Origin of the sequence: Allomesorhizobium aridi, from assembly GCF_043769475.1 — a bacterium.
Taxonomy (GTDB): Bacteria; Pseudomonadota; Alphaproteobacteria; order Rhizobiales; family Rhizobiaceae; genus Allomesorhizobium.
Genome location: NZ_CP171729.1, coordinates 2,213,224 through 2,226,297 on the forward strand (window position 1 = coordinate 2,213,224; position 13,074 = coordinate 2,226,297).

Annotated in this window: 13 protein-coding genes and 3 pseudogenes; 10 read left to right on the forward strand and 6 right to left on the reverse strand. The window is 60.6% G+C overall.

Annotated features, from left to right (window positions below):
* Positions 1-152 precede the first annotated feature (152 nt).
* The 3 genes and pseudogenes from ACG873_RS12930 (at position 153) to ACG873_RS12940 (ending at position 2,072) form a co-directional block, all read left to right on the forward strand.
* Positions 153-665, forward strand: a complete 513-nt coding sequence (locus tag ACG873_RS12930; RefSeq protein WP_394892215.1) for a hypothetical protein — start codon at positions 153-155, stop codon at positions 663-665.
* Positions 608-862 carry a hypothetical protein gene (locus tag ACG873_RS12935; RefSeq protein ID WP_394893485.1) on the forward strand — a complete coding sequence of 85 codons (255 nt, stop codon included), beginning with the start codon at positions 608-610 and terminating at the stop codon, positions 860-862. Before ACG873_RS12930 ends, ACG873_RS12935 begins: the two co-directional genes overlap by 58 nt.
* A 129-nt stretch (positions 863-991) precedes the next feature.
* A pseudogene (locus ACG873_RS12940) lies at positions 992-2,072 on the forward strand (mechanosensitive ion channel family protein).
* 6 nt (positions 2,073-2,078) lie between these two features.
* Here the strand turns inward: ACG873_RS12940 and ACG873_RS12945 are convergent.
* The 3 genes and pseudogenes from ACG873_RS12945 to ACG873_RS12955 form a co-directional block, all read right to left on the reverse strand.
* Positions 2,079-2,471, reverse strand: a complete 393-nt coding sequence (locus ACG873_RS12945) for a hypothetical protein (protein WP_394892217.1) — start codon at positions 2,469-2,471, stop codon at positions 2,079-2,081.
* Positions 2,468-3,792: pseudogene (locus tag ACG873_RS12950) on the reverse strand (recombinase family protein). Before ACG873_RS12950 ends, ACG873_RS12945 begins: the two are co-directional and overlap by 4 nt.
* A gap of 2 nt (positions 3,793-3,794) precedes the next feature.
* Positions 3,795-4,244 (reverse strand): DUF2924 domain-containing protein, encoded by a 450-nt coding sequence (locus ACG873_RS12955; protein ID WP_394892218.1) that lies wholly within the window; start codon positions 4,242-4,244, stop codon positions 3,795-3,797.
* 358 nt (positions 4,245-4,602) lie between these two features.
* Here ACG873_RS12955 and ACG873_RS12960 point away from each other — a divergent pair, with 358 nt between their 5' ends.
* The 3 genes and pseudogenes from ACG873_RS12960 to ACG873_RS12970 all read left to right on the forward strand — a co-directional run bounded on the left by ACG873_RS12960 (position 4,603) and on the right by ACG873_RS12970 (position 7,748).
* Positions 4,603-4,845 (forward strand): helix-turn-helix transcriptional regulator, encoded by a 243-nt coding sequence (locus tag ACG873_RS12960; RefSeq protein WP_394892220.1) that lies wholly within the window; start codon positions 4,603-4,605, stop codon positions 4,843-4,845.
* Between the two features lie 31 nt (positions 4,846-4,876).
* Positions 4,877-6,043, forward strand: a complete 1,167-nt coding sequence (locus tag ACG873_RS12965; protein WP_394892222.1) for a bifunctional DNA primase/polymerase — start codon at positions 4,877-4,879, stop codon at positions 6,041-6,043.
* A 249-nt stretch (positions 6,044-6,292) separates the two neighbouring features.
* Positions 6,293-7,748 (forward strand): annotated as a pseudogene (locus ACG873_RS12970) (TrkH family potassium uptake protein).
* 247 nt (positions 7,749-7,995) lie between these two features.
* Here ACG873_RS12970 and ACG873_RS12975 read toward each other — a convergent pair.
* The 3 genes from ACG873_RS12975 to ACG873_RS12985 all read right to left on the reverse strand — a co-directional run bounded on the left by ACG873_RS12975 (position 7,996) and on the right by ACG873_RS12985 (position 9,888).
* Positions 7,996-8,463 (reverse strand): EF-hand domain-containing protein, encoded by a 468-nt coding sequence (locus tag ACG873_RS12975; protein WP_394892224.1) that lies wholly within the window; start codon positions 8,461-8,463, stop codon positions 7,996-7,998.
* A 147-nt stretch (positions 8,464-8,610) separates the two neighbouring features.
* Positions 8,611-9,735, reverse strand: coding sequence for a phospholipase D-like domain-containing protein (locus ACG873_RS12980; RefSeq protein WP_394892226.1), 1,125 nt, complete (start codon positions 9,733-9,735; stop codon positions 8,611-8,613).
* A gap of 12 nt (positions 9,736-9,747) precedes the next feature.
* Positions 9,748-9,888 carry a hypothetical protein gene (locus ACG873_RS12985; protein ID WP_394892227.1) on the reverse strand — a complete coding sequence of 47 codons (141 nt, stop codon included), beginning with the start codon at positions 9,886-9,888 and terminating at the stop codon, positions 9,748-9,750.
* A 473-nt stretch (positions 9,889-10,361) separates the two neighbouring features.
* On the opposite strand from ACG873_RS12985, the gene ACG873_RS12990 reads away from it, so the two are divergent.
* From ACG873_RS12990 to ACG873_RS13005, 4 genes are all read left to right on the forward strand, one after another.
* Complete coding sequence (locus tag ACG873_RS12990) at positions 10,362-11,516, forward strand: site-specific DNA-methyltransferase (RefSeq protein ID WP_394892228.1); 1,155 nt, start codon at positions 10,362-10,364, stop codon at positions 11,514-11,516.
* A gap of 1 nt (position 11,517) precedes the next feature.
* Positions 11,518-11,961, forward strand: a complete 444-nt coding sequence (locus ACG873_RS12995; protein ID WP_394892229.1) for a hypothetical protein — start codon at positions 11,518-11,520, stop codon at positions 11,959-11,961.
* Positions 11,958-12,305 carry a hypothetical protein gene (locus tag ACG873_RS13000; protein ID WP_394892231.1) on the forward strand — a complete coding sequence of 116 codons (348 nt, stop codon included), beginning with the start codon at positions 11,958-11,960 and terminating at the stop codon, positions 12,303-12,305. The genes ACG873_RS12995 and ACG873_RS13000 overlap by 4 nt, the downstream gene beginning before the upstream one ends.
* Positions 12,306-12,673: 368 nt before the next feature.
* Entirely contained in the window at positions 12,674-13,033 is a 360-nt protein-coding gene (locus ACG873_RS13005; protein ID WP_394892233.1) for a phage terminase small subunit P27 family, read from the forward strand.
* The last annotated feature ends 41 nt before the right edge of the window (positions 13,034-13,074 follow it).

Sequence of the window (13,074 nt, forward strand, 5' to 3'; positions counted from 1 at the left end):
CGGACGCTGATGAAAAGGCAGAGAACTGAACGACCGTTGCTCGTCATAGACGGCGACTCGTTCGCCCATCGCGCCAACCACGGCCTGCCGAAGTCAATCCGGCGGCCGGTGACAAGGGCGCTGGCGCTATCGTTGGCTTCGCAAATTACCTAATGCGTCTCTACGAGGCTGAGCGGCCAAGGTCAGTTGTTGTCGGGTGGGACACTCTTGAGGCGCCGAATTGGCGCATCCTGCAATTCCCCGCGTATCAGGGCGGGCGCCATTTTGATGATGAACTTCTCGAACAACTCGACGTCTTACCGGTATTCGCTCACGCGTGCGGTTTCGCGGTCGGCAAGGCACCCGGCTACGAGGCCGATGATTTTCTTGCTGCCGCGGTTGCGGTCGGGGAAGAGCGAGGCTGGACCACTCTGGTCGCGAGCGGCGATCGGGACACCTTCCAGCTCGCTTCGGAGCTAACGACGATCCTCTACCCTGTGAAAGCAGGTGAGATCGCACGGATCGGACCTGAACAGGTGCGCGAACGGTACGGAGTCGAACCCCACCAGTTCCCGACTTCATTGCGCTCCGCGGCGATCCCTCTGACAAAATTCCAGGTGCGCCAGGGATCGGAGCGCAGACTGCGGCAAAACTATTGCGACGCTACGCAAACCTCGAAGAGATGATCGCCAGCGGCCGCTTCCAGAGCCAGGCCGAAGAGCTGCGGTTATACCGCCGAATAGCCTCGATGGATGCGACTGCGCCACTCCCAAAGATCATCGATCGCAAGCCAACGTGGGATGTCGCCGCAGCACTCGCGAGGGAATGGGAGCTGAATGACTTGGCCGAGCGACTGGCGCGGATGGCTGAATCAAGCGCCTGACCGGCAGCATGCATGCCCAATCTGCTGCGATTCTCTTGAACTGCTGTTGGGTCGCGATGCTAAAAATGCCGCGTCGAGGAACAAAAAGTCACTTGCTAGGCGTTGAGGCTGCATCGGGGAGGTGAACCCTTGGAACCCCGCGACAAAGAACAGGAGAACCTTTCCCGACTCGAACGGGCTGGGCAACAGACTGCTGATCCAAAAACCATGCGACGCAAGGCGAAAGAGCCCGAGGCGAAATTCCGCTTCAGCTTCCGCAAGCAGGACCTCTGGTGGACGGCTGGTTTCGCTGCCGCCGCCTTGCTGCTTTTCGGCGTCCAGGTCCTGATCAATTGGCACCTGGAATGAGCTCGAGCCGTCTTTGCGCTTTCGCGTGCTGAATTATGTCAGGGGCGGACTTCTCATTTTCGTTATGCTGACCGCGGCCAATCTTGTCGAGGTCTTTCTCATTGGCCGAATTCCCAATCGTGTTTCGCGTTTCAACCTGAAACGAATTTTTCGATTGATCGTCGTCGTCGTCATCGTCTTCGTGGCCATTTCAGTCCTGTTTGTGAACTGGTACGCCGCGGTTGTTTCGCTCGGCCTGATTTCACTGATTCTCGGCTTTGCGCTGCAAATGCCGATCTCCAGTTTCATCGCGTGGATCTATATTCTGGCCAGGGCGCCTTATCGCGTTGGCGACCGCATTCGCATCGGCGATGCCCATGGCGATGTCATCGATGTCAGCTATCTCGACACGACGTTGTGGGAATTCGGCGGCGAACATCTTTGGACCGATCATCCGAGCGGACGCGTCATCAAGTTTCCGAACTCGACGGTGTTCGACACGCCGGTCTTCAACTATTCCTGGCCGCTGTTTCCCTATGTCTGGAACGAGATCAAGTTCCAGCTCGCGTATGACAGCGATCTGGAATTCGTGGCGACGACCATGAGAGAGGTCGTGGACGAGCAGCTCGGCGACATCATGAGCCAGAAGGTGAAGGTCTATAAGCACATCCTGTCGAAAACGCCGGTCGACGAACTCGAAGTGAAGGAGCATCCCGTGGTTCATTTTCGCGTCAGCGAAAACACCTGGCTCGAGGCCATCGTGCGTTACCTCGTGCCGCCGAAGGAAGCGGGGCGCACCAAAACACGCTTGATCAAGGCAATGCTGGCGCGCATGAATGCAAAACCCGATCGCGTGCTGTTTCCGAAGAGCAATTTGAGGTGAACTTCCTCACTGCCTCTGCAAATGCCACTCGTCTGAGATCGGGTGAAGCAACAGGTATTGGGTAGGAACGACTATCTCGTGCCCATCGAGCACCGCCTCGACGATTGCTGGCGCTAACAGCGTCAACCGAAGCAACCGAGAGACATACGTTGGGCTGATCTTCTCTGCCGCAGCCAGATCGCGCATTGAGGCATAAGCTCCCTCCTCCAGCAGGCGCTGCCAGCGGTATGCCCGAGCGATTGCCTTGACCAGCGTGCTGTCGACCCGCGGTTGTGGCGGGTTGATAGCAGTGCCCTGCGGTGCCACGATCGCCTTCCTGCCGCCTCGTCTGCGGATGGCCAGCGGCAAGCGAACTGTCAGCCTGCTCCCGTCTGTGCTGATTGTCGCTGCTCCGGTCATGCTGCCCTCCCAAGCGCCTCTGGCCGACGGAGGTCTTGCACGATGCTGGCCAGTCCATCTGTCCTGAGGGAGATCGGATTCCATCGACGCCCACCTCCACCCGCTCGACCAGAAGCTGCACGATGCGGGCCTGCTCTGCGGGGAAAAGCTCATCCCACAGAGGGTCGAGTTCCAGCAGGGCTTCCCTGACCTCGCCTTCGGCGATTCCGCCGCCCTGCTCCCGCGCCGCCTTCCAGGTGGCGACGATGATCTCCGGCGTGCGAAGGAGGTGGCGCAGCTGGTCGATCACCGCCGTCTCGATCTCGGCTGCCGGAAGCCGTCCCACCGGGCATGCATCCCTGCCCTGCTTCAGAACCGTCTGGCTGACATAGTAGCGGTAGAGCTTTCCACCCTTCCTGGTGTGGGTCGGCGACATGGCTGAGCCCGTCGGCCCGAAGATCAGGCCCTTGAGCAGCGCCGGCGTCTGCCTGCGGCTCTGAGCCGCCCGTTTGCGCGGGCTCTCGGCCAGGATGCTGTGCACCTTGTCCCAGATGTCTTTTGAGATGATGGCGGCATGCTCGCCGGGATAGGCAGTCCCCTTGTGAACGGCATCACCGACATAGATGCGGTTGTTGAGGAGCTTGTAGAGGTAGCCCTTGTCGATCCGCCTGCCGTTGCGCATCGTGACGCCCTCGGCATGGAGGGACTTGGCGAGAGTGGTGGCAGAGCCGACGGTCAGGAACCGCTGGAAGATCATGCGGACTGTCGCAGCCTCGCTTTCCTCGACCAGCAGCTTGCGGTTCTCGAGCCGGTAGCCGAGCGGGACATAGCCGCCCATCCACATGCCCTTCCGGCGCGAGGCCGCAAACTTGTCCCTGATGCGCTCGCCTATCACCTCGCGCTCGAACTGCGCGAAGGACAGAAGGATGTTGAGCGTCAGCCTGCCCATCGAGGTGGTGGTGCTGAACGACTGCGTCACCGAGACGAAGGTGACGTTGTTGGCGTCGAACACATCGACCAGCTTGGAGAAATCCATCAGCGAGCGCGACAGCCGGTCGATCTTGTAGACCACCACAACATCGACCAGCCCGGCTTCGATGTCCCGCAGCAGACGCTTCAATGTCGGCCGCTCCAGGGTGGCGCCCGAGATGCCGCCATCGTCGTAGCGGTCGGGCACCAGTATCCATCCTTCGGGGCGCTGGCTGGCGACATAGGCCTCGCAGGCCTCACGCTGGGCATCGAGGGAGTTGAACTCCATGTCGAGCCCCTCCTCGGAGGACTTGCGGGTGTAGACCGCGCAGCGGAGTTTTCGCACAACCGGTTTGTTTGCTGGGGCAGACATGTTCATTGCGCCCTGCCCCGCTGGTTCTTCAGCCCGAAAAAGACCCAGCCGTTCCACCTTGTGCCGGTGATGGCGCGCGCCACGGACGACAGGGACTGATATGGCCGTCCCTGCCATTCATATCCGTCCGCCAGTACCGTGACAGTCTGCTCGATGCCCTGCCATTCCCGGATCAGCCGTGTGCCGGCGATGGGGCGGTCGTCGCCGCGTATCCGTCTCACGGCAATGTTGCCGCCGTCGAGTTGCTCGCCGAGCGCCTTCGGCCGCTCGATGGTCTGCGGCTTCAGGCCGCCATAGGCGAGTTCCTGGATGCGGTAGGCGAGACGACTTTCCAGGAAGCGCCGGTTGTAGGGTGGCGGCTCGGTGGCAAACAAATTTCGCCAGGAGGTCTTCAGGTCAGGCACCGCCATGGTCTTGAGCTCGGCCAGACGGGCAAGGACGGTCTCGGTCATTCTGCGTTCTCCATCGAGTTGACGACGGAGACACCACCGCTCTGGTTGGCGGTGAAGTCCACGAAACTATTCTCCCGGTGGGCAGATAGTCTGCTTGACTGTCGCGCCCGAAGCCGAACCAGGCCGGCAGCCAAAATCGAAGCAATTTCCGAGAGGCGTTCGTGGGAGGAGAGCCGGTCGGGAGAGAGGGCATTCGCGCTGAAAGAGACAGTATTTGTCGATAACATGCACAGCGGATTACGCCGGCTTCAAACTGCTCTCCAGCCGACCGCGAAGCTGAGCGTAATATTGCGTTAAGTTGAGGATAACTTTGATAAAACTGGCTTCACCGCCCGAGTTCCTGTAATGTTTCTCCATAGTGATTTTGTCGAACTATGGAGCAACCGATTTGACTCGACTCTACCTTCAGCAGCACGAGCTCGCCGACCGCTGGCGACTTAGCCCGAGAACCCTGGAGCGCTGGAGGTGGAGAAAGACCGGACCGAGTTACACCAAGCTCGGCGGCAAAGTAGTCTACTCCCTGGACGATGTGGAAGCTTACGAGCGTCGGCGGCGAGCCGAAACACACTCATCGATCCTGGGGGCGTGGCGGAATGCGTGAGGCTCATCTGGCAATTGGAGTTCTCCCAGAGTTGAGCGCCGAAAACACAAACAGCAACATTCCCGACAGTGACGCAGTTCATCCACGTTTGCCCGCAGTTCTCACTTCGGAGATTTCGCGGCTGTATTCGGCCGGCTTTTCCCTCCTTCCGCTTGGCGGGCCCGACGGCAAGAAGCCCATCGTGCAGTACAGGGGTCGGAAGCGCCTGACGCTGTCGTTGCTCGTAGACCGCATGGCCAATGCGGGAAGTCGAACCTTCGGCATACGTCTCAAGGGCTTGCTGGTGGTAGATGTCGACACCGATACCCCAGAGGCCCGCGAATATGTCGAGCGCCGGTTCGGCGCGTCGCCCGTACGGGTCCGCACTGGCCGGGGCTTTCATCTCTATTTCCGCTTTTCGGGATCTAAACCCAAGCAGATCCGGCTGCCCGGCATCGCGATAGATTTCAAGTCGGGCGAGAACGAGTTTGTCGTCGGCCCGGAATCGAAGCGACCGGACGAGATCGTTTACCTGTCAGAAGGCCGCCTGCTGTCGCCCGAAAGTCTGCCATGGTTCGATGACCTCGATGAGTGCAGCGCGAGCGAACCAGAGCCGGCAAAGCGCAACGGACGCTATCCGCAGGGTGTCCGCCACACCATGCTGAAACGATGCGCGCACCAGTTTGCCCGTGGTGCCGCGAGCTTCGCAGACTTGCTCACGAACCTGCGCGCGTTCCGCGACAGCGAAATAGAACGGCCGGAGGATTTCTCTGACACTCGGCTCGAAAGCCTGGCGCTCTGGTTCTGGAACAAGCGAGAGGAGGGCAATCTCTGGGGCGGCACAAATTCGGCCGTCCAGATCCACCGAAGCATTATCGACGAACTCGCCCGCCGCGGCGACGGCGTTGCTTTCCTGCTTTACGGAATCGTCTGCTCCGCGCACGGCCATAAACCTGACGCACAGTTTGCAATTGTGCCGGATGGCCTGCGCGCCAGTGGTCGGCTCAACGCCGGCCGCCGTCAAATATACGCTGCGATTGACCTGTTGGTGGAGCTTTCGCTGCTTCACCGCCACGTGCGTATGTCTGGGAGACGCAACCACAACCTCTATCGGTTTGGAAACGCCTATGTGGGGAAGGAGGGAGAAGGGTCTACTCTTATATTAGTGTCCGGAAAGGACACATGCCGCAACCAAGACAATCAGGAGCTTGCAGCATGAAGCCTGTTCAAGTCGATCTCATTACCGGGGCAAAGCGCCGAGCGTCCTCAGCCGTCGTTCTCGACTGGCATAAACCATTCGCGGCCAAAGTCATGTCGCGCATCTACGAATATGATGACGACTGGCCCAAGCCTTTCAACACGAACACGGTCACTCCCTTCCCTATCCCCGGCAAATTTCGAGCCGGCAGGCTGCAGGCTAAGCTACTACGCCGGCCGATTCCTTCCTGCGCTCGGACCGCGGTACCTCGTGAATAGAGCAGCCATTCGCGCGGCAGTCCATGTCGCAGCCGTCTTCGCCCTCTATCTCTCGGTGGCGATGCTCATTCCCGCTGCGGTCGACCTTCATTTCGGCCACGAGGATTGGCCGGTTTTCGCCTTCTCGGCGCTTTTCACCGGCGGGCTGTCACTGGCCGTGGCGCTGGCTACACATGGCACCCCGCCGCCGGTAACCACCCGGTTCGGATTTCTTTTGGTCAACCTTCTCTGGCTGACCATGGCGGTCGCAGGCACCGTGCCGTTTCTATTCTCCTCGCTTGACCTCAGCCTGACGGATGCTGTTTTCGAGTCGGTCTCCGGCATTACCACCACCGGCTCGACCATCATCAACGGGTTGGATTCAGCACCGCCGGGATTGCTGATGTGGCGTTCGTTACTGAGCTTCATGGGCGGCATCGGAGTGATCGCGCTCGGCCTGTTTCTCCTCCCGTTCCTGAAATCGGTGGTGTTTCCTATTTCAAGATCGAGTCCTCAGATATCGAGGACCGGCCCTTCGAGCGCTTTCAGACCTTCACGCTCGGCATCATCGGCATCTATACGGTGCTCGTCGTAGCCTGTGGCTTCTGTTACGCGGCGGCCGGAATGGAGTCGTTTCATGCGATCAATCACGCAATGTCGACTGTCGCCACAGGTGGCTTTTCGACCCATGACACGTCCTTCATCCGCTATTCGGGGTCGCCGGGCATCCTGTGGACCGGGACCGTCTTCATGTTCATCGGCTCGCTGCCCTTCTCGATCATTATCCTGTTTGCCTTTCGCGGCCGCTTCGACGCATTGCACGACCCGCAGATACGGGTTTTCGCCGGTTACACGGTCGTCTTTGCGCTCGCAGTGGCGATCTATCTGCGGGTCAAGCTGGACATGCCTCTCCTCGATGCGCTGACTCACTCCAGCTTCAATTTCGTCTCGATCATCTCGACCGGGGGCTTTGCCAGCGACGATTATACGCGCTGGGGGCCATTTGCGGTGGCGTGCATCTTCGTGGCGACATTTCTGGGGGCTGCTCGGGTTCGACGACAGGTGGCATCAAGGCCTACCGGTTCCTGATCCTGTTCGAACTGATGGCCAATGGTCTGCGCCGCCTGGTCTATCCGCATACGGTCCTACCGGTACGCTATGGCGAGCGCACGGTCGGCGACGACATGCAGCGCGCTGTGGTGCTGTTCATCGCCTCGTTTTTCGTCCTTTGGGCAATCATCACCGTGCTTCTGGGCGCGACTGGTCTTGATCTCATCACCGCGGTGACGGGATCGCTATCGTCGCTCACCAATGTCGGTCCAGGCCTCGGGCCGGTGATCGGGCCGCTTGGCAATTTTTCGACACTGCCCGACGCGGCGAAATGGATCTGTTCAGCGACTATGTTGCTGGGCCGCCTTGAAATTCTCGCTGTCATCGTTGTCTTTTCGCCCACCTTTTGGCGCGGCTGAAGGTTGTGCGCGCCTGCGGGCCTTCCGGTGCGAAAGACGACAATGAGCCGAAACCCAAGCGCCAGCAGTCTATTGCAATTTCCCTAAAAAAGCTGCCGATCGATGACTACCCAATCATATGCGGGAAGGCCTTTCCAACAGTTACGAACGCAGCAATTCTCTGACCCTCATCTTGACATGACCGCGCTGGCGACCAGTCCCGATCAGAGGTAAGGTCGGCAGATGTCGCCGGGTTTCCAGTGGATGACTATTCTGGAGCCTCGCGGCTCGCCCCATGGAAAAAGGACTCGATCTCTTCCATCTCCACACCACCGTCGCCGTTCTCATCGACCGCGTTGAAGATTCGGCCGTGGAAGTCTTGGACCTCTGCCAGCGACAATGCTCCGTCGCCGTCGGCATCGACAATCGCAAACATCATACGCATGCCCGCGACATGCATCCGCCCGGACCTCATGCCGCCTGGACCCATTCCATAGCCGCCATGATGGCCGGGGCGATCTCTTCTGCCATGGTGGCCCCAACGGTCCCCGCCGCGGCGATCTGCCCGATCTCGCCTGCCGTCCGCTCGCGGCCCTTCCCGCATCATTTCCTGCATCATCTCCCGCATCATCTCGCGCATCGCATCGGAACTCATGTCCGGTTGGGCGCCCGGTGCGGGTGGTGGCGTGGTAGGCGCAGGCGTCGTGTTGGTCTGGGCAAGTGCCGGCGAAATCATGAAAGTGATCGCCGCCGTGGCGGCTGTGAGCCTGCTCCGCGATATCATGGTCTTCTCCCGTGCTGGATTGGCCGATGAGTGAACATCAAGCTGTCTTCCAACACGCCGCCGCCTTCTTGGTTCCGCTGTTGCCGGACGTGCACCGTTTTAGAGTTGAGCTCTCAACCAGCTCGCGAGCCAGTCGGCGAGTTTTTCATTTAGCGGTCGACCTTCCCATTCCTCCAGACTGATCTGCCGCGATTGTTTCAGGTCGTCCTGAAAAATCGCGATCTGCTCGGCGGCGAAATCCTCGCCGTAGATGTTGAGGTTTGCCTCGTTGTTAAGCCGGAGCGAACGCTCGTCGAGATTGGCCGATCCGATTGTAGCCCAGCGATCGTCCACGATCAGCAGCTTTGGGTGGTACATCGTAGGCTGGTATTCATGGATTCGAATGCCTGCGCGCAGCAGCTCGCCCCAGAAATGGCGTGAGCCATTCCGAACAATAGGCACGTCGGTCTTCCCGCTGGGGACAATGATGTCTATCTCGACCCCGCGGGCGCGGGCGGCAAGCAATTGCGCTAAGGCAACGTCGTCGGGCACGAAATAGGCCATGCCAATCCGAATACGGCGTTCGGCAGCCGCCAAGGCCATGAGCATCATCTGATGCATTGATACCGAGCCTTCAGGCTGCGAAGAAATGACCACCTGAGCGCCTAGGGGGCCGCTCTCGTCCTGGGCCGGGTAGAACCGGCTCCCCTGCAATACCTCGCCAGTGCCCTCCAGCCAGTTGTCGGCGAAGGCCGCCTGCATTGCAGATACTGCCGGGCCGGTGACGCGGTAGTGGGTATCGCGCCATTCGTCGACGTTGCGGGCATCGCCCAGCCACTCGTCACCAACTCCCACCCCGCCGGTGAAACCGACCAGCCCATCGACGATAAGAAGCTTGCGATGCGTGCGATTGCTCACCCGGTCGAGCGTGTACCAGTGGAGCGGGCGAAAGCGGTGAAACGAGACTCCAGCCTGCTGCATGATATCGATGAGGCGTTGGTCGAAAGGAATGCTGCCCACCCAGTCGACGAGAACGCGAACCGGTACGCCCTCCCGCGCCTTGTCGGCGAGAGTGTTGGCGAACCGCAAGGCGGTCTCGCCGGACCAATAGATGTAGGTTTCAAAGTTGACAGAAGACCGCGCTTCCCGAATTGCGCCAAGCATAGCGGGGAATATCTCATCGCCGTTGACGAGAGTCTCGACGTGGTGTCCCCGCCGTACTTCACCGCCGTAGACGGCTTCCATCGTCTCCAGAAACTAAGGGTCGGAGATACCATAGGTGTGTGGAACGGGCTGGCGTACCGCATGCTGCTCGGGAATGAGGTTGAGTGTAACGACCAGCAACAGGAAACCCAGCACAACCCCCATGGCGAGGCGAATGTCGAGCAGCCGTTTCACCTATCCCCCTGAGCTTGAATGACAGCCGGACAGCCCTTGGTCGACCTCCCGGTCCAGCACAGTTGCACCCGCTCCCAGCAACAAACGACGCCGTGTGAGAATGGAGAAGCGGCGACTTCGTTCCGCGCCCTTCAATTCCCCAGACGCAGCACCTTCAATAGGCTACCAGCGAAGCGCGTCGCAAACAAACGTACCCAAGCGAAGAACAGCAGCGATTACAGATACATAGCTGCCATGCTATTCTCAGCACTTGAAGCAGGCCGGACATTCACAGACTCACTCCACCTGCGCGGAAAGGACCTCCGATGCGGGTGGAGCAGGACGATGAAGCGGTTCTCGGTTGCGCTACTGCGACTATCGTGGGTCAGAACGGCAGCATCAAAAATGCTCCTCCTCGCCTCGCAGTGGAGTACCGTCCTGCCGCGGCTCTGATCCCGTACGCCAGAAATGCCCGCACCCACTCGGATGCCCAGGTGGCGCAGATCGCCGCCTCGATCGGGGAGTTCGGCTGGACGAATCCGGTCCTGGTGGATGGCGAGAACGGCATCATCGCCGGCCACGGCCGGCTGCTGGCGGCCCGCAAGCTCGGCATGAGCACCGTGCCGGTGATCGAGCTTGCCGGGCTCTCCGAAGCCCAGAAGCGGGCCTACATCATCGCCGACAACAAGATGGCGCTGAACGCCGGCTGGGACAACGAGCTGCTCGGTCTCGAACTCGGGGGTCTTGCCTCGCTCGGCTTCGATCTGTCGCTGACCGGCTTCGACGATCTGGAAATCGCCACGCTCACCAGCCTCGGCCCAGCAGGCCTGACCGATCCGGACGACATTCCGGACACGCCTGAGCAGCCGACCACCCTCCCCGGCGATGTCTGGCTGCTTGGCAAACACCGGCTGATCTGCGGCGACAGCACAAAGGCCGAAGATGTCGAGCGGGTGCTGAATGGGGTGAAGCCGCATCTGCTTGTTTCTGATCCTCCATATGGCGTCGGCTACGATCCTGAATGGCGCGTCACACGAGGTATCGCAGGCTCAGGGACGGCCAGCGGCAGGGTACTCAACGACGACCGCGCCGATTGGCGGGAAGCCTGGGCGCTGTTTCCCGGCGACGTGGCATACGTTTGGCACGCCAGCCTCTTCGCGCCCGTCGTGGCTGACAGCCTGGAAGCGGCGGGCTTCAGCCTTCGCTACCACATCATCTGGGACAAGACCCGGCTAGTCATCGGCCGCGGCGACTATCATTGGCAGCACGAGCCGGCCTGGTATGCCGTGAGGAAGGGCAGGACAGGCCACTGGGCGGGAGATCGCAAGCAGACCACCGTCTGGGCCATTCCGCACCGGAAGTCGGTCTCCGGCCACGGCACCGAAAAGCCTGTCGAATGCATGAAGCGGCCGATCGAAAACAACTCCTCGCCGGGACAGGCCGTATATGAACCGTTCAGCGGCTCGGGTACGACGATCATCGCCGCCGAGATGACCGGCCGCTGCTGCCATGCCATTGAGCTCAATCCGGCCTATGTCGATGTCGCCGTGAAGCGCTGGCAGGAGTTCACCGGCCAGGCGGCAAAGCTTGAGGGCGATGGCCGCACCTTCGCTGAACTCGGCGCCGAGCGGCTGGCGGAGGCTGCCTGAGATGGCGCGGCCCTCGCATCAGCCCGAACCCGACAAACGCCGGCAGGTCGAGGCTCTGGCCGGCTTCGGCATTCCCGAGGCAGAAATTGCCGGCCTGATCGGCATTGATCCCAAAACCCTGCGCAAGCACTATCGGCATGAACTGGACTTTGGCCACACCAAGGCCAATGCCAAGGTGGCCGAGAACCTGTTCAGGAAAGCAACCGGCGACGGCAGGGAATCCGTTACCGCCGCGATCTTCTGGCTGAAGGCGCGAGCCCGCTGGAAGGAGATCAATATCAATGAGCATAGCGGGATCGACGGCAGGCCGATCGAGCAGGTCACAGAGATCAAGCGGATCATCGTCTCGGCCCCAGAACGCGCAATAGCCCATCCGGGCAATCCTGTCCTGCCCTCTCCCGACGGTGTCCAGAGCTCGGTGATCTGGGAAGCGCCGTACCGATGAGCACCGGCATTGAAGACCTTGGGCACGAGAAGCCGTTTGCCGCAAAAGTCGAGGCGCTGGCCGGCTATGGCCTGGCCGCGGCCGATATCGCCTGCGTGATCGCGATGGACGTGGATGAGCTTAAGGCCACCTATGCGCACGAACTGGAAAGCAGCGCCCTGAAGGCAAACGCCCGCGTGACTGAGAGCCTCTACCGCAAGGCAATCGGCGAAGGCCGGGAGTCGGTGACGGCCGCAATCTTCTGGCTGAAGACCAGAGCACGCTGGAAGGAGACCTCGGTGCATGAACATGCTGGCAAGGCGCCGATGAATGTCGTGATCTCCTGGGAGGCCAGCGACCTGTGAACGATGCGCTGGTGCCAAGGGGGCGGGGGGCGGTCAAATCTCTACAGCTATTTCACTCTGCGACCGGTGCATCCCCTTTCTTTGAAGAACCGCGAAATTGGCAGGGGGGTAGCAGTGCAATGGGTCAATCAGGGAATGGCTGAATTCCGGGTCTCCTGACCAGCCAACAGCATGATTGCCGCCGCAAAATGGTCGACAAACTCCGGAGCCCATCACGTCGATGCAACGAGCTAAAAGGGGCAATGATGCGAGGACGTAAGCCGACCCCGACGGCACTGAAGATTGCGCTCGGCAATCCAGGCAAGCGGCCCCTCAACATGCGCGAGCCATAGCCGGTGACGGCGATCCCGACCTGCCCGGCGCATCTGATGCCCACCGCCAAGACGGAGTGGAAGCGTCTTGCCCACCACCTCCACGGCCTCGGCATCATAAGCGAACTTGATCGGGCAGCACTCGCGGCCTACTGCCAAGCCTATGGCCGCTGGGTGGAAGCCGAGAGGAAGCTGAAGGAAACCCCTGCCCTGCTCCGCACACCGGCGGGCTACGTGCAGCCTTCCCCCTGGCTCGCGATCTCCAACAAAAATGTCGAGCTGATGCACAAGTTCATGAGCGAGCTTGGCCTGTCACCGGTGTCACGAAGCCGAGTGGCTACGACACACCACACGGGCCAAAGCCCTGGGAGTTCACCGGCGAGGACGAGGACGAGTTCTTCACGTGAGAAATTGTGAAAGGTCGGGATGGCGGCAACACTGGCCATTGCTCCGCCAAA

Bases quoted from the DNA above. Each gene is read 5' to 3' on its own strand.
- ACG873_RS12945 (WP_394892217.1), bottom strand. From the start codon at position 2,471: ATGACCGGAGCAGCGACAATCAGCACAGACGGGAGCAGGCTGACAGTT.
- ACG873_RS12995 (WP_394892229.1), top strand. From the start codon at position 11,518: ATGGCGCGGCCCTCGCATCAGCCCGAACCCGACAAACGCCGGCAGGTC.
- ACG873_RS12975 (WP_394892224.1), bottom strand. From the start codon at position 8,463: ATGATTTCGCCGGCACTTGCCCAGACCAACACGACGCCTGCGCCTACC.
- ACG873_RS12980 (WP_394892226.1), bottom strand. From the start codon at position 9,735: ATGGAAGCCGTCTACGGCGGTGAAGTACGGCGGGGACACCACGTCGAG.
- ACG873_RS12955 (WP_394892218.1), bottom strand. From the start codon at position 4,244: ATGACCGAGACCGTCCTTGCCCGTCTGGCCGAGCTCAAGACCATGGCG.
- ACG873_RS13005 (WP_394892233.1), top strand. From the start codon at position 12,674: ATGCCCACCGCCAAGACGGAGTGGAAGCGTCTTGCCCACCACCTCCAC.
- ACG873_RS12930 (WP_394892215.1), top strand. From the start codon at position 153: ATGCGTCTCTACGAGGCTGAGCGGCCAAGGTCAGTTGTTGTCGGGTGG.
- ACG873_RS13000 (WP_394892231.1), top strand. From the start codon at position 11,958: ATGAGCACCGGCATTGAAGACCTTGGGCACGAGAAGCCGTTTGCCGCA.